We start from the raw sequence: 25,906 nt of genomic DNA, 5'->3' as shown, positions 1-25,906 counted from the left end.
TGAGCGAGGTGCTTAGTGCGTGACATCCGCGTGGCGGTGGTCGGGGCAGGCCCGGCCGGAATCTATGCGTCCGACATCCTGACCGGCGAACATCCCGGCGCCCGGGTCGATCTCTTCGACCGGTTGCCCGCCCCGTACGGTCTGGTCCGCTACGGCGTGGCCCCGGACCACCCGCGGATCAAGGAGATCATCAAGGCGTTGCGCCGGGTCTTCACTCGGGACGGGAGCAGGGTCAGATTCATCGGCAACGTGCACTACGGCACCGACGTCACGCTCGCCGAGCTGCGCCGCCACTACGACGCGGTGATCTTCTCCACCGGCGCCCGGGCCGACCGGCCACTGGATATCCCCGGCATCGACCTGCCGGGCAGCTACGGCGCCGCGGACTTCGTGTCCTGGTACGACGGGCACCCCGACGTGCCGCGGACCTGGCCGCTGGAGGCCGAGAGTGTCGCCGTCCTGGGGGCGGGCAATGTGGCGCTCGACATCGCCCGGATGCTGGCCAAGCCCGCCGACGAACAGTTGGTCACCGAGATCCCGGGCAACGTCTACCAGGGCCTGTCCTTGAACAAAGCCACGGACGTGCACGTCTTCGCCCGGCGCGGCCCGGCGCAGATCAAGTTCTCGCCCATGGAATTTCGCGAATTGTCGCATTCGCCCAGCGTCGACGTCATCGTGCATCCGGAGGGCTTCGAGATCGACGAGGCCAGCCAGAAAGCCATCAACTCCACCAAGTCGATCAAGCTCGTCGTCGACACCATGATGAAGTACATGGCCAACGAGGCGACCGGTGCGCCGCACCGCATCCACATCCACCTGTGCCAGGCGCCCGTCGCGGTACTGGGTGACGATCGGGTGCAGGGGCTGCGGACCGAACGCACCGAACTGATCGGCGACGGAACGGTGTGCGGCACAGGCGAATTCACCGACTGGCCGGTGCAGGCCGTTTACCGTGCGGTGGGCTATCTGTCCTCGCACCTGGCCGATCTACCGTTCGACCATCACGCCGGCGTGGTTCCCAACGACGCCGGCCGGGTGCTCGATTCGGACTGGATGGTGGTGGACGCCACCTATGTCACCGGCTGGGTCAAGCGCGGCCCGATCGGGCTGATCGGACACACCAAATCGGATGCGGCCGAGACGGTTGCCAGCCTGCTGGCCGACCTGCCCGGGATCCGGGCACCGGAGGTCGGTGACGCCGACGCCATCCTGGAACACCTGTCCCAGTCCGGTGTCGACTACACCACCTGGGCGGACTGGGAACGCCTGGACGCCCATGAGATCGCACTCGGCGAGCAGCAGGGCCGCGAGCGGGTCAAGGTGGTGCCGCGCGAGGAGATGGTCCGCGCGGGACGCGCCTAGTTGGTCGAGGGTGGTGCTTGGGGTTGGAAGGGTTGGTACCACCACCATTGGGCGCGTTCGCCGGTCGGTCCGGGATAGGGCGCGACATCGGGTGCGGGTGTGGCCGGTGGGTGGGCCAGGGATCCGCGGTGCAAGGTTCGCCCGTTGTTGTCGGTGACGGCGAGTCGGTCGGCGGGTCCGGTGATGTTCAGGGCGCCGCGGTGGTGCAGTCGGTGGTGATGGGGGCAGACCAGCACCAGGTTGGATAGCTCGGTGGGGCCGCCGTCTTCCCAGTGTGTGATGTGGTGGGCATGTAAACCCCGGGTGGCGGCGCAGCCGGGGATCACGCAGCAGCGATCGCGGTGTTCCAGGGCGCGGCGTAGCCGGCGGCTGATCGTGCGGGTGGTGCGTCCGGCCCCGATCGGTCGGCCGCGACGCTGGAACCACACTTCGCAGGTCGCATCACAGGCCAGGAATTGGCGCTCCGCCTCGGTCAGTACCGGGCCCAGATGCAACGCCGCGGTGGACGTGTCGAGGTCGAGGTGCACGACGACGGTGGTGTGCTGGCCGTGCGGGCGCCGCGCCACTTCGGTGTCCCAGCCGGCTTCGACCACACTCATGAACGCATCCACCCGGGTCGGAAACGGGGTGTCCGCGCCAGTGTCTCCGGTGTGGTCGGTGATCAGGCCGTCGTGGTGGGACTGCATGGCCGCATCGAATTTTGCGGCGTCCAGGCGCGGTAACCGGATCCGGTAGGTGGTGTAGTCCGGGCTTTCGCTGGTTTTGGTGACCTCAGGCCCCGGATCAGGCTTGGCTTCCGGTTCATCTCGGGGTGCCAGGTTGATCGCGGTGCGCAACTGGGCGACGGTGGCCGAGGCGGCCAGTTCGGCGTAATGCACATCAGAGCCGTGGGCGCCGCGTTCGGCGATGACCCCGACCTGATCCAACGACAACCGCCCCTCGCGCAGGCCTTCCACGCAGACCGGGAATTCCTCGATGCGGTGTGCGATGGCCACCACCGTCTCCGCGTTGCGGGGGGTGGTACCGGTTTTCCAGGCCACCAACGCCGACAGCGACCGCGCGCCGGTCAACCCCGCCAGGCCCTCGCGCTCCAACGCGGCCACCAGCTCGACCAGCCGCCCGTCGATCGCATTGCGCTGCCCACACAACTCGGCCAGCTCCCCGAACAACACCTCAAGCCGCTCAACAGGACTAGCCTGCGAAGCCAAAGATGCTGCGGCGCTGGACATGACACCATCATCGCATCGGGGTACGACAAGTCGGGCGCTAGTTCGTCCCCAGGTATGCATCCGCCCAGGCGCCGATGATCCGGCCGGCGCGGTGTGCCTGGCCGGGCCCCGTCAGCAGGTGCTCGGATCCCTCCAGGGACACGAAGCTGCGCGGGTGTCGGGCGGTGCGGAAGATGTCGCTGGCGTTCTTGATCCCGACGGTGTTGTCGGTCGGCGAATGCAGGATCAGCAGTGGGAGCTTCAGGCCTTTGATCTTGTCGTGCAGTTTGGCCACCCGGACGTCCTCGACGAAAGCCCGCTTGAGGGTCAACGTCTTACCCCCGACCATCCATTGGCCGCTGCCCTCGGCGAACACCTGCTCAAGGCAGGCGTCGTACTGGTGCTCCACGTGAGCGGGGTCGATCGGGGCGCCCACGGTCACGACCGCGCGCACGCCGGGGCACTCACGGGCCGCGGCCAGCACCGCCGCGCCGCCCCAGGAATGTCCGGCCAGGATGTCGGCGGGGGTGCCCCGCTCAGCCATGAACTTGCATGCCTGCACGACATCGTTGACCTTGGCGGTGAAGGACCCGTCACCCCAGTCGCCTTCGGAGGCGCCCAGCCCGAGCGCATCGAAGCGCAGCATGCCGATCCCGTCGGAGGCCAACTGCTTGCAGATGCGCGCCGCCGCGGGCGAGTCCTTGCCCAGGGTGAACCCGTGCGAGAACACGCCCCAGCCGCGTGCCGGCCCGTCAGGCAGGTCGATCACGCCGGCCAGGGCCGGACCGGTTGCGCTGGGAAAGGTCACCCGTTCAGCCATGGGGGAGGTTTACCACGGTCGGGTGCGTAATCCGTAGGGTGTTGGGCGTGTCACCGAACGAGCCGGACACCACGGCACTGAAGACCATCGCACTGGAACTGGTGCCTCCGAATGTGGAGCGCGGCGCGCAGTACGCCGTCGACGAGGCCCACAAGGTGCTGGCGCTGGCAGCGGAGACGGGTATCGAAGGCCGGTTCGGACACATCATGATCCCGGGCATGATCGACGAGGACGATGACCGTCCGGTCGAGATGAAGCCCAAGATGGACGTCCTCGAGTACTGGTCGCTGATCCAGCCCGAACTGCGCGGTGTGCGCGGGCTCTGCACCCAGGTGACCTCGTTCCTCGGCCAGGACGCGCTGGGACAGCGGCTCACCGAGCTCAGCGGAGCCGGTTTCGACGGCATCGCGTTCGTCGGCGTACCCCGCACCATGAAGGACGGCGAGGGCGAAGGCGTCGCACCCACCGATGCGCTGTCGATCTATGCGAACCTGGTGCCCAACCGCGGTGCGATCTTGATCCCGACCCGTGCGGGCGAGCACGGTCGGTTCGACTTCAAGTGCACGCAGGGCGCGACCTACGGCATGACGCAGCTGCTGTATTCGGATGCCATCGTGGGCTTCCTGACCGATTTCGCCAAGGCCACCGAACACCGGCCCGAGATTCTGCTGTCCTTCGGGTTCGTGCCCAAGATGGAGTCCAAGGTCGGGCTGATCAACTGGCTCATCCAGGATCCCGGCAATCCGGCCGTGGCCGCCGAGCAGCAATTCGTCTCGCGACTGGCCGGTCTGGAGCCCGCCGAGAAGCGCAAGCTGATGCTGGATCTGTACAAACGGGTGATCGACGGCGTCGCCGAGCTGGGATTCCCGCTGAGCGTGCACTTCGAAGTGGCCTACGGGGTGTCGCGGCCGGCCTTCGAGACGTTCGCCGAGATGCTGGCCTACTGGTCGCCGCGCTGAGGCCGGTTCACGCCGCCAAGGCGGGCGTCAGCTGCACCTGCAGCACCGGATCGGTGTCGAGCCGGTGGCGCAGGACGCTCTCGAACTGCCAGATCGACGCCAGGTCGTGATCGAGGCGGCAGTCCACTGCCGTCGCGCAACCGGACGGCGGCGGGCTGTCGGCGATGTGGTCGGCGATGGTGTCCAGCAGAGCCCGCGGCGCGGCCAGGTAATAGCGGGGTTGCGGCAGCGCCACGACGGCCGCGTACAGCAGGCCGTGTTCGGTGATGACGATGTGGGTCGCGGTGACGTGCACCGGGCGGGCCCGCGTCTCGGCCGCCGCCCACTCGGTGGCCGCCAGTCGGCCCTGCATGGCGTGCAGCCGCACATCGTCGGTGAAGAACTTCACGAACTCGGCGGCGCCGATCCGCGGAGACGAGGCAAGATCCGGGTTCAGGCAGGAACTCAGCATCTCACCGAGATAGTCGAACATCCGATCGCTCATCGTGTGCTCCCGTCGGGTCGATACCTCGAGCCTGCACCCGGGCGCTGCCGCGGGTCAACGCCTGCGGCCACCTATCCTTGACCGGGTGTCCGAACTGTCCGAGATGTCCGTCGTCGAGCTGCGCGCCCGCCTCGATGACCTGACGTTCCGGGACGCGGCACGGCTGGGCCGGCGGCTGAAGAATCTGCGCGGCGCCCCGGACGAGCGTCTGCTCGCCCAATTCGCCGCCGCCGAAGGGCTGATCGCCACCCGGCAGGCGGCGGTACCGGAGATCACGTACCCGGACCTGCCGGTCAGTGCCCACCGCGACGAGCTGGCCGCAGCCATCGGCGCACACCAGGTGGTCGTGGTGGCCGGTGCGACGGGCTCGGGCAAGACCACCCAGCTGCCCAAGATCTGCCTGGAACTCGGGCGCGGCATCCGCGGCACCATCGGACACACCCAGCCTCGCCGGCTGGCGGCCCGCACCGTCGCCCAACGCATCGCCGACGAACTGCGCGTCCCGTTGGGCGGTGCGGTGGGCTACACCGTCCGGTTCACCGATCAGGCCGACGATTCGACGTTGGTCAAGCTGATGACCGACGGCATCCTGCTGGCCGAGATCCAACGGGACCGGCGTCTGCTGCGTTACGACACGATCATCATCGACGAGGCGCACGAGCGCAGCCTCAACATCGACTTCCTGCTCGGTTATCTGCGCGAATTACTGCCGCGCAGACCCGATCTGAAGGTCATCGTCACCTCGGCGACGATCGATCCGCAGCGGTTCGCCGCGCACTTCTCCGACGCCCCGATCATCGAGGTGTCGGGCCGGACCTATCCGGTGGAGGTCCGCTACCGCCCCTTGGAAGTCGTGGTGCCCTCCGAAGACGGCGATGACCCCGACGATCCCGATCACGAGATCGTGCGCACCGCTGCGGCGTCGTCCGTGCGTGACCCCACCGAGGCCATCGTCGACGCCGTGGCCGAACTGGCCGCCGAACCGCCCGGCGATGTCCTGGTGTTCCTGTCCGGGGAACGCGAAATCCGGGACACCGCCGAGGCTTTGAACCGCGTCGTCGGCCCGAACACCGAGGTGCTGCCGCTCTACGCCCGGCTGCCCACCGCAGACCAGCAGAAGGTGTTCGCCCCCAGCGGGCGCGGGCGCCGGATCGTGTTGGCCACCAACGTCGCCGAAACCTCTTTGACGGTCCCCGGGATCCGGTACGTCGTCGACCCCGGCACCGCGCGCATCTCCCGGTACAGCCGGCGCACCAAGGTGCAGCGGCTGCCCATCGAACCGATCTCGCAGGCGTCGGCCGACCAGCGGGCCGGCCGGTCCGGCCGCACCGCCCCCGGCGTCTGCATCCGGCTGTACTCGGAACAGGATTTCCAGAGCCGCCCGCGGTACACCGACCCGGAGATCCTGCGCACCAACCTGGCCGCCGTCATCCTGCAGATGGCCGCCCTGGGCCTCGGCGATATCGAACAGTTCCCGTTCTTGGACCCACCAGAGGCACGCAGCATCCGCGACGGCATCGGGTTGCTGCAGGAACTGAATGCCTTCGACGATGCCGGTGAGCTCACCGACGTCGGGCGCCGGCTGGCCCGGCTGCCGCTGGATCCCCGGATCGGCCGGATGATCCTGGCCGCCGACGCGGAGGGCTGCGTGCGCGAGGTGCTGGTGCTCGCCGCGGCGCTGTCCATCCCGGACCCGCGGGAGCGGCCGGCCGACCGCGAGGAGGCGGCCCGGAGCAAACACGCCAGGTTCGCCGACGAGCATTCGGACTTCGTGTCGTATCTGAACCTGTGGGCGTACCTGCGCGAGCAGCGAAAGGAGCGGTCCGGCAGTGCCTTTCGCCGGATGTGCCGGGAGGAGTTTCTGCACTACCTGCGGATCAGGGAATGGCAGGACCTGGCCGGCCAGCTGCGGAGCATTGCCCGCGATATCGGCATCCACGAATCCGACCAAGAGGCCGACCCGGCCAGTATCCACGCCGCACTCGCCGCCGGCCTGCTGTCGCATGTCGGGCTTCGCGACGACGCGAAAGGACGCGACTCCAGGGATTTCCAGGGTGCGCGCAACTCGAAGTTCGTGCTGGCGCCCGGCTCGGTGCTGACCAAGAAGCCACCGCGCTGGATCGTGGTCGCCGACCTGGTCGAGACCAGCCGGCTGTTCGGCCGGACCGCGGCCCGAATCGACCCGGAGACGCTGGAACGCGTTGGCGCGCACCTGGTTGCACGCACCTACAGTGAACCGCACTGGGATGCCGCCCGCGGCGCGGTGATGGCCTATGAGCGGGTCACCCTCTATGGCCTGCCGTTGGTTCCGCGCCGGCGGGTCGGCTACGCCACCGTGGACCCCGTCGTCGCGCGGGAGTTGTTCATCCGGCACGCCCTGGTCGACGGCGACTGGCAGACCCGGCACCACTTCTTCCGGGACAACGCGGCGCTGCGCGCCGAATTGGCGGAGATGGAGGAGCGATCACGCAGGCGAGATCTGCTGATCACCGATGACGAGATCTACGCCCTCTACGACGCGCGGGTGCCCGCCGAGGCGGTGTCGGCACGGCATTTCGACGCCTGGTGGAAGAAGCAGCGGCACCGGACACCGGATCTGCTCACCTTCACCCGCAACGAACTGCTGCGGGTCGACGACTCCGCCGACCACCCGGACGCCTGGCGGACCGACGATCTCGAGCTGCCGCTGACCTACCGATTCGAACCCGGCGCCGCCGACGACGGCGTCACCGTGCACGTGCCGGTGCAGGTGCTGGCCCGCCTCGGTGGGGACGGATTCGCCTGGCAGGTACCGGCACTGCGGGAGGAACTGATCACCGCACTGATCAAGTCGCTACCCAAGGACCTGCGCCGCAGCTTCGTGCCTGCGCCCGATACCGCCCGCGCGGTGCTGCCCGCCCTGGATCCCGGATCCGGATCGGTGCTCGACGCGTTGCAGCGCGAGCTACGCAGGATCAGCGGAATCCTGGTGCCGATCGAGGCCTTCGACCTGACCAAGGTGCCTCAGCATCTACGCGTCACCTTCGCCGTGCAGGGCGACGACGGCACCGAAGTGGCTCGCGGCAAAGACCTCGGCTCGCTCAAGGAAAATCTGGCCGCGCCGATCCAGCAGGCCGTCACCGCGGCCGTCGCCGGTGACTGGGAGCGCGGCGGGCTGACCGCGTGGCCGGCCGATCTCGACGAGCTGCCGCGCACGGTCGAACGCGTCATCGGCGGGCACAACGTGCGCGGCTATCCGGCATTTGTGGACCGGGGCAACGCGGTGGACATCCGGGTTTTCGCGTCGGCCGCCGAACAGCGGGCCGCGATGGGTCCGGGATTACGGCGACTGTTGCGGTGCAGCGTGCCATCGCCGGCCAAGGCGATCGAGCGTGGCCTGGATACCCGGACTCGATTGTCGCTCAACGCGAATCCGGATGGATCGCTGGCCGCGCTGCTGGACGATTGCACCGATGCCGCAGTGGATGCGCTGGCCCGCACCCCGGTGTGGAACGCGACGGAGTTCGCCGCGCTCAAGGGCCGGGTGGCCCAGGAACTGGGCGCCATGACCCGGGGCATCGTGAACCGGGCGGTGAAAGTGCTCACGGCGTTCCACGAGGTGCAGGTGGCCCTGCCCGACAAGCCCGCTCCGGTGCAGGCGGCCGCCATCGCCGATATCCGGGCGCAGTTGGACCGGCTGCTGCCCAACGGGTTCGTCACGAACGCCGGTGCGGGACGGCTCGGCGATCTGGTCCGGTACGTCACCGCCATCGGTCGCCGGCTGGAACGGCTGGCGCAGACCCCGGCCGCCGATGCCGAGCGGATGGCCCGCGTGCATGCCGTCGAGGACGCTTATGACACTGTGGTGCAGGCCATTTCACCGGCCAGGGCGCGGGGCGACGATGTCCGCGACATCGCCTGGCAGATCGAGGAATTGCGAGTGAGCCTATGGGCGCAACAACTCGGCACACCCCGCCCGGTGAGCGAACAGCGGATCTACAAGGCGATCGACGCGATCGGCTAGCGGCCCGGGCGCTTGCGTACCAGCTGGGCCTGTTGGATGGCCGCGATCGGACCGGATTCGTCGAACAGGGTGCCGACCGAGGTGCCGACACCGTCGGCGCCGTAACTCGTTTCGGCGCGGATCCCGAACCAGTCGCCGTCGGGCACCCGGTGGATGTGCACCGTCAGGTCGGTGTTCAGGAAGGTCCACGTCGTCAGGTCCATCCGAGACCCCATCCCGTTGGCGATATCGGCGACGCAGAACAGTCGTTGCAGCGCGCTGGCCGCTTCGCCCTTGACGAGGTCGACCTTGGACCGCACCCAGCATTCGGCGGGGACGCTGTTGAGCACATCGTTGACCCAGTGCCAGTCCAGAGTGTCGATATAGGTCGGGCCCAGGTCCGGGTTCACCGGCCGGGGATAGGTCGCCGTCCGCGGCACCAGCGGCGCAGTCGGGGTGAACACCAGCCCGGAGGTGTCGTGTTCCTGGAAACGCCAGGCGCGGGCCTCGGCTACGGGGCGTGGCGTGCCGCCCGGGCCCAGCGCCAGCATCTCTGCCGTGACCAGTTCGATCTTGGTGCCGGCACGCGTCACCTCGGCGCGCAGCCACAGTGGTCCGGCCACCGGGACCGGACCGAGCAGATCGACCACCACCCTGGACAGCCGGGCGTCGGCGCGGGGAGCGCAGCGCTCCAGGCTCCGGACCAACAGCGCCGACACCGGCGCCGCATTCTGCATCTCGGCACCCCAGGTGCTGATCACGTGGTCGGATGCGTGGAACCGCTCCCCGGCCGGATCGGCGTCGTCGACGAGCTCGTAGTAGGCATCGGTCACGCGCTTACGTTACACATAGGCGCATATATGTCACTGCCGGCGCAGATCGGCCAGGCTGTTGCGCAACCCGCCGTCGAGCCGGATCTGGATGGCGGCGACGGCGGCCATGATCGCAGCGGTGACGAAGTGCACGACCGCGTCGGTGATGTTGTTCGGAAAGGTGAAGACGTAGGCCACCTGATGGGAAAACAGGGCCCAGACGCCGGGCAGGCCGCCGGCCACCGCCGCGGCCAGCAGATACAGCACCGCCCAGGATTTGCGCCAGCAGAACACCAGGCCGGGACCGAACAGCGCGAGGCCGGCGACCGCATGCCAGCCGTTGTAATCCATCCCGAGAATCTGCACGGTCGGCGCTCCGGGGCCGGTGGCGAAGCTGGGTTCGGCGATGAATCCGGCGATCGCCTGCGCGAGGTGCACCACCGCGATGACGAGCAGGCCCCACTGGGCGAAGCTCCAACGACTGGTACGGGCCATCTCCTACTCCCTGTAGTAGATCGGTGAGTTCGACGGTATGACGCCGTCCGCACCACGTCAATGGTGGGTGCGCCGCTTTTGCGGGTGCGAGCCGCTAGCGTGCCCGTCATGGAACGCCGACGTGTGGTGATCGCTGGGCTCGGGGACACCGGCGTGCTCACCGCCATCAAACTGGCGCGGGAATTCGACGTCGTGGGCATCTCGGCGAAGCCGGGCCTGGTCAGCGGGCAGGAACTCGGGATGCGGGTGGCGCGGCCCGACGACTGGGCGCGCGACTACTGGATCGGGTTCGAGCGGTTCCGCGGTCTGGACCGGGTACGCACCGTGCACGGGGTGCTCACGGGGGTGGATCTGACGACGCGCACCGTGAGCGTCGATCGTGCCGGAACGGCACAACAGGAGCCTTTCGACGCGCTGGTCATCTCCACCGGTGTGGCGAACGGCTTTTGGCGCCAACCCGGCTGGCAGAACGACCAGGAGATCGGGCAGGAACTGCGGTCGGCGCACGAGCGGCTGGCCGGTGCGGAATCGATCGCGGTGATCGGGGGTGGCGCCGCGGCGGTGAGCGCCGCGGCCAATCTGGCGACGGCGCTGCCCGGGGCCGGCATCGCGCTGTACTACCCCGGCGAACATGCTCTGCCCCAGCATCATTGGCGGGTGTGGCGCCGCGTCGAGCAGCGGCTCAGGCAGGCCGGTGTCGCGTTGCGCCCCGGCCACCGAGCGGTGATACCGGTCGGGTTCGGCTGCGACAGCATCACCGCCGAGCCGGTGCACTGGTCCACCGGACAGTCACCGGTCAGCGCGGACGCCGTCCTGTGGGCGATCGGCAAGGTCCGGCCCAACACCGGATGGCTGCCTGCCGACCTGCTCGATGAGCACGGATTCGTCCGGGTGACACCGCAATTGCAGGCCCCCGGACACCCCGGTGTGTTCGCGGTGGGCGATGTCGCGGCCACCGACCCGTTACGCGCCTCGGCGCGCAGTCGTGCCGACGGGCTGGTCGCGCGCAATGTCAGCGCCTACCTCGCCGGTGGCCGGATGCGGGCGTACCGCGCGCCATCGGCCCGCTGGGGTTCGGTGCTCGGAGCCCAGCACGACGGCCTCGAGGTGTTCGCCCCGACCGGGCGGGCGTTCAAGTTCCCCGCCTGGTCCATCGACCGGGTGCTGCAACCGTGGATCGTTCGCCGCGGCATCTACCGCGGGGTGCGGGACCGGTAGCGCCCGGTCAGTGCGCGCGCTGAGTGGCGATGCCCGCGGCCCGGAACGGCCCGAGTTGCGCCTCGGTGGCGGATTCATCGGTGATCAGGGTGGCGCCGGGCGGAATCGGCGCCCAGGCGTGAAACGGTCGCTGGCCGAGCTTGGCGGCGTGGGCCAGCACGTAGACGGTCCCGGCCCGTTCGATCATCAACTCCTTGAGCCGGGTCTGCTCCAGTTCGGCCTCGCAGATGCCCAGTTCGGCGTGCACGGCGTCGGCACCGAGGAAGGCCCGGTCGAAGGTCATGCGGCCCAACGCGGCCTCCGCCAGCGGTCCGACGAACCCCTGACTCAGATGCCGCAGCGTGCCACCGATGCATTCGACGCGGACATCGTCGGCGTCGGCGAGTTCTTCCAGCGCGCTCAGGCCCGCAGTCACGACGGTCAAACGGGGTATCTCGCAGAGGAATTCGCCCATCGCGCCAACCGTGGTGCCGGCGTCGAGCAGGATGGTCTCGCCCGGACGGACCTGGCCGGCCGCCCACTGCGCGATTTGGCGTTTGGCGGCATAGCCCTCCAGGGCGCGTTGCCGGAACGAGGACTCGGGCTGCGGGTCCAGGGCGATGGCGCCGCCGTAGGTCCGGGCGATGAGCCCCTCCTCGGTGAGCTGGCCCAGGTCCCGGCGGATGGTCGACGCCGTGACGCCGAACTGGGCGGACAGTTCGTCCACACTGGCCAGCCCACTGGACCGCGCGAGCCGCACAATCTCGGCCCGGCGGGCCTGCGACCCACGTACCGGCAAATCCCTATCCTTTGACAGTTGTTGTGCTGCTTGCCAATTCGGCGGCCTGCCGAAGTGCTTCGACCATACTACCGGGCTCGGCGATGCCCTTGCCCGCGATGTCGAAAGCGGTACCGTGATCCACCGAGGTGCGGATCACCGGAAGGCCGACGGTGATGTTGACGCCGGCCTCGATTCCGAGCACCTTCACCGGGCCGTGTCCCTGGTCGTGGTACATGGCCACGATCAGGTCGTAGTCGCCGCGGCCGGCCAGGAAGAACGCCGTGTCGGCGGGCAGCGGACCGTGCACGTCGATACCCTCGGCGGCCAACTTCTGCACCGCGGGAATGATCTTCTGCTCCTCTTCGCCATAGCCGAACAACCCGTTCTCCCCGGCGTGCGGGTTGATACCGCACACCCCGATCTTCGGGTCGGAGACGCCCGACCGGACCAGGGCCTCATGACCGCGGCGAATGGTGCGTTCCACCAAGCCCGGCTCGATGCGCCGCACCGCGTCCAGCAGGCCGATGTGGGTGGTGACGTGGATGACCTTGAGCTTGGGGGTGGACAGCATCATCGACACCTCCTCGGTACCGGTGAGGTGGGCGAGCAGTTCGGTATGGCCGGGGAAGATGTGTCCGGCCGCGTGCAGTGCCTCCTTGTTCAGCGGCGCAGTACAGATCGCCTGGACCTCCCCGCGCACCGCGAGTTCGCTTGCCACCCGGATGTATTCGTAGGCGGCGTGCCCGGCGACCGCCGACAGCCGGCCCCACGGCAGATCGGCGGGCAGCAGGTCCAGATCGATGACGTTGATCCGCCCCGGAACCTGCTCTGCTGCAGCGACTGTCGGCACGGTGACGATATCGACCGCGATGCCCAGGATGGCGGCGGCCTGGGTCAGGCGTTTCGCGTCGCCGATGACGACGGGATTGCAGAAGGCCTGGGTGGCCTCGTCCAGCAGGGCGGGAACGATCACCTCGGGGCCGATGCCGGCACCGTCGCCCATGGTCACGGCGACAACGGGATGTCCTGTCATGAATTGTCCTTCAGTTGGGGTTGGACATGCTGGGGACTGGCCAGGTAGTCGGCGATGGCGGCCAGGCTGTTGCCGTCGCCGAAACTGCCCGGACGGGTGGCGACGCTGCGCCCGTCGGATGCGACCGACACGACCGCACCGTGGTGCACCTCGTGGACGGGCCGCAGGTCGGTCAGACCGAGGGCGTCGATGACCGCGCGGGCGGTTTCCCCTCCGGTCAGGATCAGGTCAGGGTGATGGCCGCGGAGGCCGTCGGCGATCAGACGCCCCAGCGCGCGGGACAGGTCGCGGGCCCGCTCCGGCCGGATCGGACCACCGACGGTCACCACCACCGGTCCGTCGGCCAGTGCGGTGCCGACGGCGGCGGGATCGGCGGTGGCCCCCAACAGGGCACCGGCCGCCAGGACGACGTGGTGGACACCGCGCGCCACCAGGTGGTTCACCTGGTCGGCGGCGTGCGGGTCCGCGGTTCCCACCACGGCGAGCAGGCCGGGAGACGGTCGCCGGTACGCAGGCGCCGGATCGGCCGCGGGCAGGGTCCGGGCGAGAGCGGCGGCCAGCGCCGAGGTGCCGACCAGCTGGGTCCCGGCGGCGGCGGATCGGATGACGGCGTCCAGGTCCGCGTCGGTGGCGGCATCGCACACGGTCACGTCCGGACCGAACAGCTCGAGGACCGACGGGGGTGGCGCGCCGGCCTCGGCGGCCCAGGCGCCGGTGCGATGCAAGGGCACGCCATCGAGGTGCAACACGCCGCCGACGACGGTGCGGTTGAGCGCGGGCAGGGCGGCCGCGACGAGCACCGGGCCGCGTTCGGTCAGCGCGTCGACCTCGGCACGGATATTGCCCCGTAACAACGAGTCGATCTTCTTGAACACCAGGGCTTCCGGTGCCGATTCGGTGAGCGCGGCACGCTGAGCCGATCGGGCCGCCTGGGCGGTCATGGTGCGGGTGTTCAGATCGAGCACGGTGACACCGGCCGGGATCGGCGGGCCCGGCGCCAGCCGCAGCGTGACCGGGATCCCGCGGCCGTGGAAGGCCGCGGCGGTCTCTGCTGCCCCGGACAGATCGTCGGCGAAGACGGTGACCACGGTGTTCACAGGGAGGCTCCCGCGCATTGCACGATGGCCTGGCCGGTGATGCTGCGGCCGTCGGGGCCGAGCAGGAACGCGATGAGGCCGGCCACCTCGGCGGGGTCGATGAAGCGGCCCAGCGGCGGCAGTGTGGGTGGGGTGTGCGCGCGGGCCGGATCGGCCAGCATGGGGGTGTCGGTGGGGCCGGGGGCGACGACATTCACGGTGATCCCGCGGCCGGCCAGCTCGGCGGCCCAGGATCGGGCCATCCCGGTCAGCGCGGATTTCGTTGCCACATATTGGCTTTTGCCGGCATTGCCTGTCATGGTGCGGCTACCCACCAGCACCACCCGGGCGCCGTCGGTCAGCTTCGCCGTCAGGGCGTTGACGAGCACCTCGGCGGCGCCCACGTGGATGCGCCACATCCGCAGTCCGTGTTCGTGATCGAGTTCGCCCAGCGGCGCGGAGTACTGCAGACCCGCCGCGTGCACGACGGCGTCGATCCGGCCGGCGGCCAGCGCCCAGGCCCGCACGGCGGGGAAGTCCCCGAGGTCGAGCGAAACGGGGATGAAGTTGTGGTGCTGGATATCCGGGGCTCGCCGGCTCACCCCGACGACCTGCCAGCCGTCGTCGAGCAACCGGCGCGCCGTGGCGGCACCGATCCCGGAGCTGGCACCGGTGACCACCGCGATCGGCGTCACGTCCCGATCCATGGCGGTCTCACCTCGACGTATTCGATGGCCTGCCGGAACCGGGTGAACGCGATGTGCAGGGTGTCACCGGTGGCGGTGATGCTCGGGTACGAGTACTCCCGATTGCGCCCGTCCCGGGAATTGTTGGACAGGCAGTAACCGTCCCCGGTCTCGATGTCGCGGCGCACCGGCCAGGTCACGCCGCCGTCGTGCGACAGCGCCAGCGTCATCGGTGCCCGCGGGGCGCCCCAGAATGCGGTGTGGCCGTCCCCGCTTTCGGTGACCTGCGATTCGGTGACCGGCGCGGGGCCGTCTGCGGCCAGACCGTCATCGTCGATCTCGTCGTAGAGCGAGGTGCGTCGTGCGGTGGCATCGGCGGCGCTGGATTCGTTGAACACCAGCGCAAGTCGATCGCCGGGCAGCACCACGAACTGGATCGACGAATTGTTGTTGGGCAGTTCGGTGGGTGCGGGCGGCGACCAGGTGTCGCCGTCGTCGGTGGACACGCTTCGGTAGATGAAATCTGCCTTGCGGCTGCGATACAGCGCCACCAGGGTGCCGTCGGCGAGCCGCCCGATGTTCATGTGTACGCAGCCGGTGCTGTCGGGCACCACCACTAGGCGCCAGGACCGGCCGTCGTCATCGGAGATCATCACGCTGCTGTAGTCGCGGTCGCCCACCCAGCGCTGCCCAGGGATGCGCACACAGTGGAAGATCGGCAGCAACAATCGCCCACCGGGTAACCGGACCAGCGGCTGGCGAACGAACACCCCGCCGGCATCGGTTTCCGGCAGCAGCACACCGGTTTCGCCCCAGCTGCGTCCGCCGTCGGTGGAGATGCGGCGCAGCACACGTGCGGTGTCCTGGTTGCCGGCGTGCTGAGATGTCCACAGTAGCCACAGCTGACGTGAATCGTGCACGTGCAGAACCGGATTCTGCTCGGATCGGGTCGGGTCGTCGGACAGCTGAACCGGACTGGACCACACGCCGTCGTCGAGCCGGGAGAACCACACGCTGATATCCGGCACCCCCTCCTGGGTGCCGGCGAACCATACGCAGCCCAGCGCCCCGTCGGGCAACACGGCGAGATTGGCGGCGTGGTTCTGCACCCGCGGTGCGGGCAGCAGGGCGTCGCGGCGGCCCGGCTCACCGGTGGCCGTGACGATACCGTCGGTGTGCATCATTGCCCCTTCAGGGCAACATTGGCCAGGTCGTAGGAGTTGGTGGGGCGCAGCGCGATTCCGTCGATCCGGTGCCGACGGCCCAGCACGGCCTTCGGGACGAACGACCACAGCATCGGGCAGGTCTTCCAGATGTCGTGCTGCGCCGTGGCGAGCAGTGCGGCGCGCTTGCCTGCATCGGGCTCCTCCGATGCCCGGCTGATCTGCGCGGTGATGTCCGGGAACAGGTAACCGTGGTAGGTGTCGCGCGTCTTCTCCTTCTCCTCGGTACCCGCGTACATGCCCTGCATGATGGTCAACGCCAGCCCGGTGGGACTGGGGAAGCCGTTGCCCAGGACATCCCAGTCGCCGGCGCGGCCCTGGCGCCATTGCGCAATGTCACCGCCGGGTTCGAACTGCCGCAGGGTGGCCCGCACACCGACCGCCGACAGCATCTGCACCACCGATTCCATGACGTCGGTGTCGGCGGCGAATTCACCGCTCTCCCAGATGATCTTCAGCGGTAGGTTGCGCAACCCGAGGGCGTCGAGCTCGTGCCGGGCGCGGTCCGGGTCGTAACTGTACTCACCGGTCTCGACGGCGCCGTCCAGGCTGAGCGGGGTGACCCCCTTGGACGCGGTGGCCGAGTTCTGCAGCACATTGTCGATCAGGGACTTGCCGTCGATCGCATACGTGAGTGCGCGCCGGACCCGGACGTCGGCGGTCGGGGCGCCGGGGGCCTTACGGAAGTTGTAGAACAACTGATTGAGCCGCACGCCGTCGGCGTGATCGACTGCCACACCGGACAATCCGTCGAGCTGATCGGTGGAGTCAGGGGTGATGGAATCGATGACGTCGACCTCACCGCTGCGCAATGCCACCACGCGGCTGGATTCGTCGGGGATGAACCGGACCCGCACCGACTCGACGGTGGGGCGTGGGCCCCAATAGTTCGTATTGCGTTCCAGGCTGTAATTGCCCAGCCCGCGGTCGGCGGCGGTGACGATGAAGGGGCCCGAACCCAGGCCGCCCTGCAGATCCTCGGGACGGTTGGCCGCGGCGGGGGTGATGAGGATGTTCGACATCAGGTAGTCGAGCACGGGGACCGGGTGCTGGGTCTCGAGGGTGAAGCTGGTCGCATCGATCTTCTGGACGGTCGGCCACTCGGGGAAGAACCCGCCGACGAACCCGCCGTGCACTTGGCTGTACATCTGCAGCGCGGTGGCGACATCCTCGACCTGCACCGGGGAACCGTCGGAATACCTGATGCCGCGGCGCAGCCGGACGAACCACCGGGTCGGGGAAGTGAGCGTGAACTCCTCGGCGAGCACCAACCTGGGGCGCAGCTGGTGATCGATCTCGGTGAGGGCCTGGCGTACGGCGCGCTGCACCGTCAGCGCCGCGTCGTACTGCAGGAGTTTGTTGTCCAGCGTCGTCATGGACCGGTTCATCGCCAGGCTGATGGTGGTGGGGCCCGGCCGGCCGGTGGGGGTGGCGCACCCGGCGGCGGCGGATCCGACGGCCAGGCCCGCGCTCAGCAGCACTCCGGACCGGAGCAGGTTGCGGCGCGAAAACTGCCGGTCGAGAAGGGGTTTGGTCATCATCGACCCTCCGGACGAAATGCTGCTGTGACGGCTGACACAGCTGAACTCTACCCTGATCTGCGCAGAACGCGCAAGAAAAGAACGATACTTGCGCATAACGCGCAGGAATGGCATTGTGAGCTGAGTAACAACCCCCGTCATTCGGCGAAGGACGTCACGATGACCCACCAGCTCGACGCTCCGGTCCAGCGGCCCAACCGCCGCTGGTTCACCGCAGCCATGCCGCGATACATCATCCGGCGTCTCGGGCAGAGCCTGCTCACCGTATTCCTCACCCTCACCACGGTGTTCGTCCTGATCCGGCTGGCACCGGGTGACCCGGCCGACGCCATCGCCGGGCCACTGGCCACCACCGAGGATCTGGCCCGCATCCGCGCCGACCTCGGGCTCGACGAATCGGTGTTTATCCAATACCTGCGCTACCTGCAGGGGCTACTGCACCTCGACCTGGGAACCTCGTACTCGTTCCAGGCGCCGGCGCTCGACGTGGTGCTCGGCCGGCTGCCCTACACCATCACGCTGTCGGTGGCGGCGATCCTGCTGACCACCCTGATCGCCCTGCCGCTGGGTGTCTGGATGGCCCGGCGCGCCGACACCCGCCGCGAACTGGCCGCCAATGCCGTCACCATCACTGGGCAGTCGATGCCCGACTTCTGGACCGGATTGATGCTCATCACGTTGTTCGCCGTGTTGGTCCCGGTGTTCCCCGCGGCGGGCTTCACCACCTGGTCGAGCCTGGTGCTGCCGACCGTCACCATCGCCGTGCTTCAGGTAGCGCTGATCTCGCGGATGGTGCGCCGGGAGATGGTGGGCGCCTTCAACTCTCCCTACATCACCGTGGGCCGTGCCCGAGGCGTGTCCGAACACGAACTGATCTGGCGCTACGCCATGCGGAACTCGGCGATACCGGTGCTCACCGCGTTGGGCACCCGTTTCGCCTCGATGCTCAACGGCGTCGTCGTGGTGGAGGTGGTGTTCGCCTGGCCCGGGGTCGGCTCCCTGGTGGTGCGCGCGCTGGAAACCCGCGACTACCCGCTGATCCAGGCCACCGTCCTGGTGACCGCCGTGCTGGCGGTGCTGGTCCAGCTGGTCGTCGATCTCTGCTATCCGGTGCTGGACCCCAGGGTGCGGCTCGGGAAGGGAAGTGGCAAATGAGCACCACCACCTACGACGCGCCCGCGCAGCCGCGTCCGTCGGCGGTCACCCCCCGCGATATCGCTCGCGCCGGCGCCACCCGGCGCGCCCGCGACAGCAGGGTCAAGATCTGGATCGGCAGCATCGCCGCCCTGGTCGTGATCCTGCCGGTGGCGTTCGCCCGGATCCTGCCGGTCCCGTCACCGGATGTCACCGACCTGGCTGCCCGGCGGATACCGCCGCTGACCGGCGGGCACCTGTTCGGCACCGACCAGCTGGGCCGTGACCTGCTGGCCAGGGTGCTCTATGGCGGACAGGTATCCCTGGTCATCGGGGTGCTCGCAGTGGTGGTCTCGGGCCTGATCGGCCTGACCCTCGGAGCGATCGCCGGCTATCGCGGTGGGTGGGCCGACACCGTCGTCAGCCGGCTGCTGGAGGCGCAGCTGTCCCTGCCGCTGCTGATGATGCTGCTGCTGGTGGTCGCGCTGTTCGGCCCGTCCATCCCCGTCATCACGTTCGTCATCGCGATCGCCCAGTGGCCCGAAATCGCCCGTCTGACAAGGTCTCTGACCCTGGTCGAGCGGGAGAAACCCTATGTCGCGGCGGCTCATGTGCTCGGGCTCGGGCGCACCGCCATCCTGTTGCGCCACATCGTGCCCAACATCATCAAGCAGGTCTCGCTGGTGGTACTGCTGCTGCTCGCCCAGGCGGTGTTGCTGGAAAGCGCCCTGAGCTATCTCGGGGCCGGACCTCAGCGCCCGTTCGCCACCTGGGGCCGCATCATCTCCGACGGGCAGGACTACGTCACCACCTCGTGGTGGCTGGTCACCCTGCCGGGGCTGGCCATCGCGCTGTTGGTGGTCGGGGTCAACCTGCTCGGCGACGGCCTGCGCGACAGTGCCGGACGCTCCAAAACCGGTGTACTGAGCCGGTTCACGCTTCACCGAAAGGTCCGTTGAGATGACCAACCTGCTCTGTGTCGACGAGCTGCAGATCGAGCTGATCACCGCCGCGGGCGTCATCCGCGCGGTGGACGGCGTCTCGTTTTGTATCGAGGCCGGTGAAACGGTCACCATCATCGGCGAATCCGGGTCCGGAAAATCCACCACCGCAATGGGAATCCTCGGCCTGCTACCGACCGACCTGGCGGTGCTCTCCGGAACGGTGACCTTCGGTGACCGGTCGATCCTCGGTGACGAACGCGCGTTGTGCGCGGTGCGCGGACGCCATATCGCCCTGATCCCGCAGGACCCGATGACGGCACTGAGCCCGGTGCACACCATCGGTGCCCAGCTGGGCGACGCCATCCGGCACAGCGGTGTCACCGGGCGCGCCCGCCGCCGCGACCGCGCGGTGGAACTGCTTGAACAGGTGAAGATTTCGCGTCCGGTAGAACAGCTGGCCAAGTACCCGCACCAACTCTCCGGCGGTCAGTTGCAGCGGGTCCTGATCGCCGCCGCGCTGGCCGCAGGGCCGGAGTTGATCATCGCCGACGAGCCGACCAGCGCACTCGATGTCACGGTGCAGGCCAGCATTCTGGACCTGCTGCTGGAACTGCAGGAGCGCACCGGTATCGGCATGCTGTTGATCACCCATGACCTGGGGGTGGCCCGGCTGATGTCGGACCGCATCTTCGTGATGCGTGACGGGCGGTTCGTCGAGGGCGGGACCGCCGAGGAACTGCTGCGCGCACCGCAGACCGAATACACGAAGCGTCTGCTGGCCGCGGTGCCGCGGCTGGACGGACCGGCCAAGATCGGAGTCTCGGCATGACCGGCGCACTGCTCGCGGTGCAGGATCTCGTGGTCGAATACCCAGTGGGGCACCATGTTTTCCGTGCACTCGACTCGATCAGCTTCACCGTCGCGAAGGGCAGCACCCTCGCCGTCGTCGGCGAGTCGGGTTGTGGAAAGTCGACGCTGGCCAAAGCGATCGTCCGGCTGCTCACCCCGACCTCCGGCCGGATCATGTTCGACGGCGTCGATATCGCGGCCCTGTCGGAGCGGGCCATGCGTCCGCTGCGGTCCCGCATCCAGATGGTGTTCCAGGATCCGTACGGATCGCTGGATCCGCACCTGAACGCCGTCGACATCGTCGGTGAACCGTTGCGGTTGCAGGGCATCCGCAGCCGGACGGCACGTGAGACCCGTGCCGCCGAATTGATCGACCGGGTCGGTTTGCCGACATCGGCGCTGCACCGCAAACCCGCCGAGTTCTCCGGCGGGCAACGCCAACGTATCGGCATCGCCCGCGCGCTGGCCAGTGATCCCGAATTGCTGGTCTGCGATGAGGCCACCAGCGCGCTGGACGTGTCGGTGCAGGCACAGGTGCTCGAGCTGCTGCGCGAGATCAAACGAGACACCGGCCTGACCTACCTGTTCATCACCCACAATCTCGGGGTGGTCCGCGAGATCAGCGACACCATCATCGTGATGCGGGGCGGTGTCATCGTCGAACAGGGCGTCAGTGCCGACGTGCTCGCCGACCCGCAGCAGCCCTACACCCGCGCCCTGCGTGCGGCGGCCCTGGACCCGAGCACCATGGTCGGTATCAAACCGCGCAACGTCTTGTGCACCAAACAGGAACAGGGAGTCGCCTAGTGTCCGATCTGCAGCTGTCCCCACTCATCTTGGGCACCATGACATTCGGCGACACCGTGGACGCCGCGGGCGCGCAGGAGATGCTCGAGGTGGCGCTGGATGCGGGTATCAATCACGTCGACACCGCCAACGGCTACGCCGGCGGGCAGACCGAACGCATCCTGGGCGACCTGCTCAAGGGCCGTCGCGACCGCGTCACCCTGGCGACCAAGGCCGGTATGCCGCACCCCGACGCCGGTGAGCATTCGCCGTTGTCGGCCCAGGGCTTGCGCGCCAGCGTCGAGGGCAGCCTGGCGCGGCTGGGCACCGACCACGTCGAACTGTTCTATCTGCATCAGCCCGACCGCGCCGCGCCGCTGGCCGAAACCCTGACCACCGTCGCCGACCTGGTGCACGAAGGCAAGATCGGTGCACTGGGGGTGTCCAATTTCGCGGCCTGGCAGATCGGCGAGATCAACCACACCGCCGATGAAGTCGGCGCGCCGCGGCCCGTCGTCGCGCAGCAACTCTACAATCTGCTGGCCCGCCGGATCGAGGACGAGTACGCCGAATTCGCTTCTGTCACCGGCTTGATCACCATGGTGTACAACCCGCTCGGCGGCGGGTTGCTCACCGGCAGGCACCGCTTCGACGCCGATCCCGCCGACGGCCGGTTCGGTACCTCGCGGCTGGCCCAGATGTACAAACAGCGGTACTGGAACACGGCGATCTTCGAGGCCGTGGAGGCGCTGTCGACGATCGCGGAGAAGGCCGGCATCCCGCTGACCGAGCTGGCGCTACGCTGGCTGTTGTCCAAACCGGCCACCGGTCCGATCCTGCTGGGCGGATCGAAAGTCGGTCACCTGCAAGCCAATATCGCCGTGCTGGGCAGGGGACCGCTGCCGGCCGACGTCATCGAGGCCTGCGACGACGTCGGTGCGGCCCTGCGCGGCCCGATGCCCAACTACAACCGATAGGTCGATGATGAGCGCACACGAATTCGCCGCCCGGCTACGCCGGCGGGAGCGGATCCTGGGGTACTGGTCGGTGCTGGACTGCCCGGTCGCACACGAATGGGTGGCCCACGTCGGCTGGGACTACCTGGCATTGGACCTGCAGCACGGTCTGATCGGGTACAGCGGGATGGTGGCCGGTCTGACCGCGATCGACGCCGCCGGCGGCCCGGTGGGGCTGGTCCGGGTCGAGGCCAACAATCCGACGCCGATCGGCCGGGCCCTGGACGCCGGGGCGGCCGGGGTGATCGTCCCGTTGATCAATACCCCCGAGGAGGCCGCCGCCGCGGTGTCGGCGGCGACTTACCCGCCCAACGGCATCCGGTCCTACGGGCCGATGCGGGCTCAACTGCGCATCGGCCCGCTACCGGCGGAGGCGGACCGGGACACCGTGGTGCTGGCCATGATCGAGACACCGCAGGGCCTGGCCAATGTGGCCGAGATCTGCGCGGTGCCCGGACTCGACGGTGTCTACGTCGGCCCGTCGGATCTGCGGCTGGCCGTCGGGGGTGCGCATTTCAACGACCCGGCCGTGGCCGACGAATTCGAGGCGGCGGTGACGCGGGTCCGCGAGGCCGCCGCGGCCGCGGGACTGGCGGCGGGCATCCACACCGCCGACGGCGCGACCGCGGCCCGGCGCCTGGCCGAGGGATTCACCTTCGCCTCGGTGGCTTCCGACGTCACCCACCTCAGGGCCGCGTCGGCCGCGCACCTCAAGGATGCGCTCGGCGGGTAGCCGGCCGGTCCCTACCGTCGCTAATACGGTACGGTCGCCAGTAGATCGGCGGAAAAGGGGCCCGGATGAGCAAGGTCATGCAGGGCGTGCGCGTCCTGGAGGTAGCGCAGTTCACCTTCGTCCCCGCCGCGGGAGCAATCCTGGCGGACTGGGGTGCCGACGTCATCAAGGTGGAGCACCCGGTTCGCGGCGACACCCAGCGCGGTTTCGTCAATATGGGCGGCTTCGCGCTGGACCCGAACCGGCATCCGCTGATCGAGCACCCCAACCGCGGCAAGCGAAGCGTGGGCATCGACGTCTCCACGGCCGGCGGCCAGGAGGTGCTGTACGAGATCGCCAAGTCCGCCGACGTGTTCCTGACCAACTACCTGCCTGCCCAGCGGCAGAAGAACAAATTCGACGTCGAGCACATCCGCGCGGCGAACCCGAACATCATCTATGCGCGCGGCAGCGCGTACGGAGACAAGGGCGACGAACGCGACACCGGGGGTTTCGACGGAACCGCGTTCTGGACCCGAAGCGGTGTCGGGCACGCGTTGACACCGGAAGAGCTGGGCGGTGCGCTCCCGCAGGGCATCCCGGCGTTCGGGGATTCCATCGGCGGGATGAACATCGCGGGCGGCATTTCGGCGGCCCTGTTCCACCGGGAACGCACCGGCGAGGCGCTGGAGATCGACGTCTCGCTGCTGAGCACCGCGTGGTGGGCCGCGGGCGCCAGCGTGACCCAGGGCATGGAGACCGGGGAGACCATGCGATCGCTGATGCCAGGGGCGACCGCGTCGGTCAACCCGTTCATGGCCAACTACCAGACCTCCGACGGCGGCACCATCAACCTCTGCATCGTCAGCCCGACCGGCTACATCCGCGATGCCTTCGAGCATCTGGGCCTGCCCGAACTGGCCGACGATCCGCGGTTCCGCGATGTGCTGCCGCTGATCGAAAATGCCGAAGCCGGCGTGGAACTCATCGCCGCGGCGATCCGCAGCAAGCCATTCGAATACTGGCGTCAGCATCTCAAGACGATGAAGGGCCAGTGGGCGCCGTTCCAGAGCCTGGTCGATCTGGGTACCGACGAACAGGCCATCGCCAACGACATGATCACCGAGGTCGAAGGTGCCGACGGCAAGCCGTTCAAGGTGGTGCGTGGCCCGGTGCAGTTCAACCACGAACCGCTGCAGACCACGCGGGCGCCGCAGGCCTCCGAGCACACCGAACTGGTGCTGATGGAAATCGGCCTGGACTGGGACCGCATCGAGGAACTGAAGGACTCCGGCGCGATAGCCTGAGCCGGTCTCAGAACGGGATGGGCGTGTCGTCGAGGATGGCTTGTTCGTAGAGGTGGTCTTCGAGTTGCCAGGCCAGTACCCGGCGTTCGGCTCGTCGTTGGTTGATCCGTTCTCGATTGATGCCGCGTTCCTCGGCTACGCGCCGACTGTGCTCGGCGGTGCGAGTGTGTTTGCGGCGCGGCATCTTCAGACTACGTAGCGGGTTCGGTGCGGCGGCCTCATTGATGGCGGGCCTCCCTGTCGGAGTGCCCAGGCCGGGAAACCAATGTGCGCCCTCGGGTTTCGTGGTGTGCACTTCTCCGGTGGGCGTGCGCCACGCCACGGCGCCGTCGGGATGCTGGGTATCGTCCCAACCGTCGTGGAAAGTTTTGAGCAGATGATGAGACCTGCACAGGCACTTCAAGTTTGACGGATGGGTCGGCCCGGCGGGCCACGGTACGGTGTGGTCGATATCGCAGAACTCGGCGCGCACCCCGCAGCCGGGGAACCGGCACGTCAGATCCCGGGTCCGGACGAACTGCGCCAATGCCACCGACGGCCGATAACCCGGTTCGGCCACGGGCGCCGGGATGCTGACTTCTTTGACCGCGGCCCCCGCCGTGACCAGCTCGGTGACCTGATCGGCGGCCAGCAATCCCAACCCTGGGAGCAGTCCCGGCGCATGCGAGTCGCCGGCGAGGGTGGCCGGGGTGGCGATCACCTGGATCACGAAACGCCCCGCGGTGCGGGGCCGGGCCGGATCAGCGGCCGGGCATGCCGGATCGCCACATTGGCACATCAGTGCGGTCCCGGTGCCGATGGCCAGAATCGCATCGGAGCGGCGTTGGTCTTTCGTGCGCGGATCGTCGGCGCACACACTGTCGGCCATGGCGTCGAGCAGCGTGTCGAATGCGGCGCCTGCAGCGGCATCGACCCGGGCCCAGATATCGGACATCCCGCACGGTGCGGGTTCCACATCCACCCGCCGCTTGTCGCGGGCCTCTCTAGTGGTCCGCACCCCGACCGGATCGGCCCGGGCGATGACCTCATCGATCCGCTGCTCCTGCACCGGCCCCGACAATCGCATCCATGCGACGATCTGGGCGGCGATCCGAGCATCGACCATCGCCAACCGGTCTGGATCGTCGACCAGATCGGTGCGGTTGATCACCGTGGTGATCAACCGGTAGTCCACCTCCCCGGACGAATACACCACCGCCACCGCCGGCAGCCGGTCACGGAGCGCGACCGCCACCTTCAGCTGCGCATCGGCCCGCGCCGCGACACTCCCAAACCCACCGCGACCTCGGCGGCCATGCCGGCATACCCGTCGATCACCCAGTTCAGGCGCTCGGCGTCATCCCCGGGAGCACGGATTTCATACAGATCGGCGATCGCCTCCAACCGGCGCGCCCCCGCTGCGTTCTCCTCCCGTGCGGCGACCGACATCCGGTCCAATGCCTCACCCGCCGCGGACCGCTCCAGCGCAGATTCGAACATGTGTGCGATTTTACGGCGCC

Annotated in this window: 24 protein-coding genes; 11 read left to right on the top strand and 13 right to left on the bottom strand. The window is 68.5% G+C overall.

The features are described 5' to 3' along the window. Positions 1-15 precede the first annotated feature (15 nt). Positions 16-1,362 carry an FAD-dependent oxidoreductase gene (locus ACXPWS_RS30880; protein WP_458710293.1) on the top strand — a complete coding sequence of 449 codons (1,347 nt, stop codon included), beginning with the start codon at positions 16-18 and terminating at the stop codon, positions 1,360-1,362. On the opposite strand, the gene ACXPWS_RS30875 is transcribed toward ACXPWS_RS30880, so the two are convergent. Then, a complete protein-coding gene (locus ACXPWS_RS30875) occupies positions 1,359-2,591 on the bottom strand; it encodes an HNH endonuclease signature motif containing protein (RefSeq protein ID WP_458710292.1) in 1,233 nt (410 codons plus the stop codon). The genes ACXPWS_RS30880 and ACXPWS_RS30875 overlap by 4 nt on opposite strands. A 37-nt stretch (positions 2,592-2,628) precedes the next feature. Beyond that, positions 2,629-3,390 carry an alpha/beta hydrolase family protein gene (locus ACXPWS_RS30870; RefSeq protein WP_458710291.1) on the bottom strand — a complete coding sequence of 254 codons (762 nt, stop codon included), beginning with the start codon at positions 3,388-3,390 and terminating at the stop codon, positions 2,629-2,631. 77 nt (positions 3,391-3,467) lie between these two features. Between ACXPWS_RS30870 and ACXPWS_RS30865 the strand changes: the two genes are divergently transcribed. Further along, positions 3,468-4,349 (top strand): mycobacterial-type methylenetetrahydrofolate reductase, encoded by an 882-nt coding sequence (locus ACXPWS_RS30865; protein WP_458713763.1) that lies wholly within the window; start codon positions 3,468-3,470, stop codon positions 4,347-4,349. A 7-nt stretch (positions 4,350-4,356) separates the two neighbouring features. On the opposite strand, the gene ACXPWS_RS30860 is transcribed toward ACXPWS_RS30865, so the two are convergent. Beyond that, positions 4,357-4,833 carry a hypothetical protein gene (locus ACXPWS_RS30860; RefSeq protein ID WP_458710290.1) on the bottom strand — a complete coding sequence of 159 codons (477 nt, stop codon included), beginning with the start codon at positions 4,831-4,833 and terminating at the stop codon, positions 4,357-4,359. A 103-nt stretch (positions 4,834-4,936) separates the two neighbouring features. Here ACXPWS_RS30860 and hrpA point away from each other — a divergent pair, with 103 nt between their 5' ends. After that, positions 4,937-8,836, top strand: a complete 3,900-nt coding sequence (gene hrpA, locus ACXPWS_RS30855) for an ATP-dependent RNA helicase HrpA (protein ID WP_458713762.1) — start codon at positions 4,937-4,939, stop codon at positions 8,834-8,836. Here the strand turns inward: hrpA and ACXPWS_RS30850 are convergent. Together ACXPWS_RS30850 and ACXPWS_RS30845 are read right to left on the bottom strand one after the other, a co-directional pair. Continuing rightward, entirely contained in the window at positions 8,833-9,648 is an 816-nt protein-coding gene (locus ACXPWS_RS30850; protein ID WP_458710289.1) for a thioesterase family protein, read from the bottom strand. The genes hrpA and ACXPWS_RS30850 overlap by 4 nt on opposite strands. Positions 9,649-9,678: 30 nt before the next feature. Continuing rightward, entirely contained in the window at positions 9,679-10,122 is a 444-nt protein-coding gene (locus ACXPWS_RS30845; RefSeq protein ID WP_458710288.1) for a DUF4383 domain-containing protein, read from the bottom strand. Between the two features lie 108 nt (positions 10,123-10,230). Here ACXPWS_RS30845 and ACXPWS_RS30840 point away from each other — a divergent pair, with 108 nt between their 5' ends. Then, positions 10,231-11,340, top strand: coding sequence for an FAD-dependent oxidoreductase (locus tag ACXPWS_RS30840; RefSeq protein WP_458710287.1), 1,110 nt, complete (start codon positions 10,231-10,233; stop codon positions 11,338-11,340). A 7-nt stretch (positions 11,341-11,347) separates the two neighbouring features. Here the strand turns inward: ACXPWS_RS30840 and ACXPWS_RS30835 are convergent, their stop codons facing one another. From ACXPWS_RS30835 to ACXPWS_RS30810, 6 genes are read right to left on the bottom strand one after another with little or no spacing between them, the layout of a single operon-like run. Next, positions 11,348-12,118 (bottom strand): DeoR/GlpR family DNA-binding transcription regulator, encoded by a 771-nt coding sequence (locus tag ACXPWS_RS30835; RefSeq protein WP_458710286.1) that lies wholly within the window; start codon positions 12,116-12,118, stop codon positions 11,348-11,350. Positions 12,119-12,122: 4 nt separating this feature from the next. After that, on the bottom strand, positions 12,123-13,133 hold the full coding sequence (pdxA, locus tag ACXPWS_RS30830) for a 4-hydroxythreonine-4-phosphate dehydrogenase PdxA (RefSeq protein ID WP_458710285.1): 1,011 nt from the start codon (positions 13,131-13,133) through the stop codon (positions 12,123-12,125). Continuing rightward, positions 13,130-14,230: a four-carbon acid sugar kinase family protein gene (locus ACXPWS_RS30825; RefSeq protein WP_458710284.1), complete on the bottom strand. Its 1,101-nt coding sequence runs from the start codon at positions 14,228-14,230 to the stop codon at positions 13,130-13,132. The genes pdxA and ACXPWS_RS30825 overlap by 4 nt, the downstream gene beginning before the upstream one ends. After that, on the bottom strand, positions 14,227-14,916 hold the full coding sequence (locus ACXPWS_RS30820) for an SDR family NAD(P)-dependent oxidoreductase (protein WP_458710283.1): 690 nt from the start codon (positions 14,914-14,916) through the stop codon (positions 14,227-14,229). The genes ACXPWS_RS30825 and ACXPWS_RS30820 overlap by 4 nt, the downstream gene beginning before the upstream one ends. Continuing rightward, positions 14,901-16,076, bottom strand: coding sequence for a sialidase family protein (locus tag ACXPWS_RS30815; RefSeq protein WP_458710282.1), 1,176 nt, complete (start codon positions 16,074-16,076; stop codon positions 14,901-14,903). Before ACXPWS_RS30815 ends, ACXPWS_RS30820 begins: the two co-directional genes overlap by 16 nt. Further along, positions 16,076-17,659, bottom strand: a complete 1,584-nt coding sequence (locus ACXPWS_RS30810) for an ABC transporter substrate-binding protein (RefSeq protein ID WP_458710281.1) — start codon at positions 17,657-17,659, stop codon at positions 16,076-16,078. Before ACXPWS_RS30810 ends, ACXPWS_RS30815 begins: the two co-directional genes overlap by 1 nt. Before the next feature lie 219 nt (positions 17,660-17,878). Between ACXPWS_RS30810 and ACXPWS_RS30805 the strand changes: the two genes are divergently transcribed. From ACXPWS_RS30805 to ACXPWS_RS30775, 7 genes are all read left to right on the top strand, one after another. Then, complete coding sequence (locus tag ACXPWS_RS30805) at positions 17,879-18,814, top strand: ABC transporter permease (protein ID WP_458713761.1); 936 nt, start codon at positions 17,879-17,881, stop codon at positions 18,812-18,814. Next, positions 18,811-19,752, top strand: coding sequence for an ABC transporter permease (locus tag ACXPWS_RS30800; protein WP_458710280.1), 942 nt, complete (start codon positions 18,811-18,813; stop codon positions 19,750-19,752). The genes ACXPWS_RS30805 and ACXPWS_RS30800 overlap by 4 nt, the downstream gene beginning before the upstream one ends. Position 19,753: 1 nt before the next feature. Next, on the top strand, positions 19,754-20,566 hold the full coding sequence (locus ACXPWS_RS30795) for an ABC transporter ATP-binding protein (RefSeq protein WP_458710279.1): 813 nt from the start codon (positions 19,754-19,756) through the stop codon (positions 20,564-20,566). Next, positions 20,563-21,393 (top strand): ATP-binding cassette domain-containing protein, encoded by an 831-nt coding sequence (locus ACXPWS_RS30790; RefSeq protein WP_458710278.1) that lies wholly within the window; start codon positions 20,563-20,565, stop codon positions 21,391-21,393. The genes ACXPWS_RS30795 and ACXPWS_RS30790 overlap by 4 nt, the downstream gene beginning before the upstream one ends. After that, positions 21,393-22,349: an aldo/keto reductase gene (locus ACXPWS_RS30785; protein ID WP_458710277.1), complete on the top strand. Its 957-nt coding sequence runs from the start codon at positions 21,393-21,395 to the stop codon at positions 22,347-22,349. The genes ACXPWS_RS30790 and ACXPWS_RS30785 overlap by 1 nt, the downstream gene beginning before the upstream one ends. Positions 22,350-22,356: 7 nt before the next feature. Further along, entirely contained in the window at positions 22,357-23,121 is a 765-nt protein-coding gene (locus ACXPWS_RS30780) for an HpcH/HpaI aldolase family protein (RefSeq protein ID WP_458710276.1), read from the top strand. A 65-nt stretch (positions 23,122-23,186) separates the two neighbouring features. Continuing rightward, on the top strand, positions 23,187-24,407 hold the full coding sequence (locus ACXPWS_RS30775; protein WP_458710275.1) for a CaiB/BaiF CoA transferase family protein: 1,221 nt from the start codon (positions 23,187-23,189) through the stop codon (positions 24,405-24,407). A gap of 7 nt (positions 24,408-24,414) precedes the next feature. On the opposite strand, the gene ACXPWS_RS30770 is transcribed toward ACXPWS_RS30775, so the two are convergent. Continuing rightward, positions 24,415-25,641, bottom strand: a complete 1,227-nt coding sequence (locus tag ACXPWS_RS30770) for an HNH endonuclease signature motif containing protein (protein WP_458710274.1) — start codon at positions 25,639-25,641, stop codon at positions 24,415-24,417. 2 nt (positions 25,642-25,643) lie between these two features. Then, the gene (locus ACXPWS_RS30765; RefSeq protein WP_458710273.1) at positions 25,644-25,886 is read right to left on the bottom strand and encodes a hypothetical protein; all 243 of its coding nucleotides are present in this window, start codon (positions 25,884-25,886) and stop codon (positions 25,644-25,646) included. Positions 25,887-25,906: the final 20 nt, after the last annotated feature.

The organism is Mycobacterium sp. BMJ-28, from assembly GCF_054404835.1.
The sequence above is the reverse complement of the archived record's forward strand: the minus strand, read 5'-3'. Positions and strand labels throughout refer to the sequence as shown.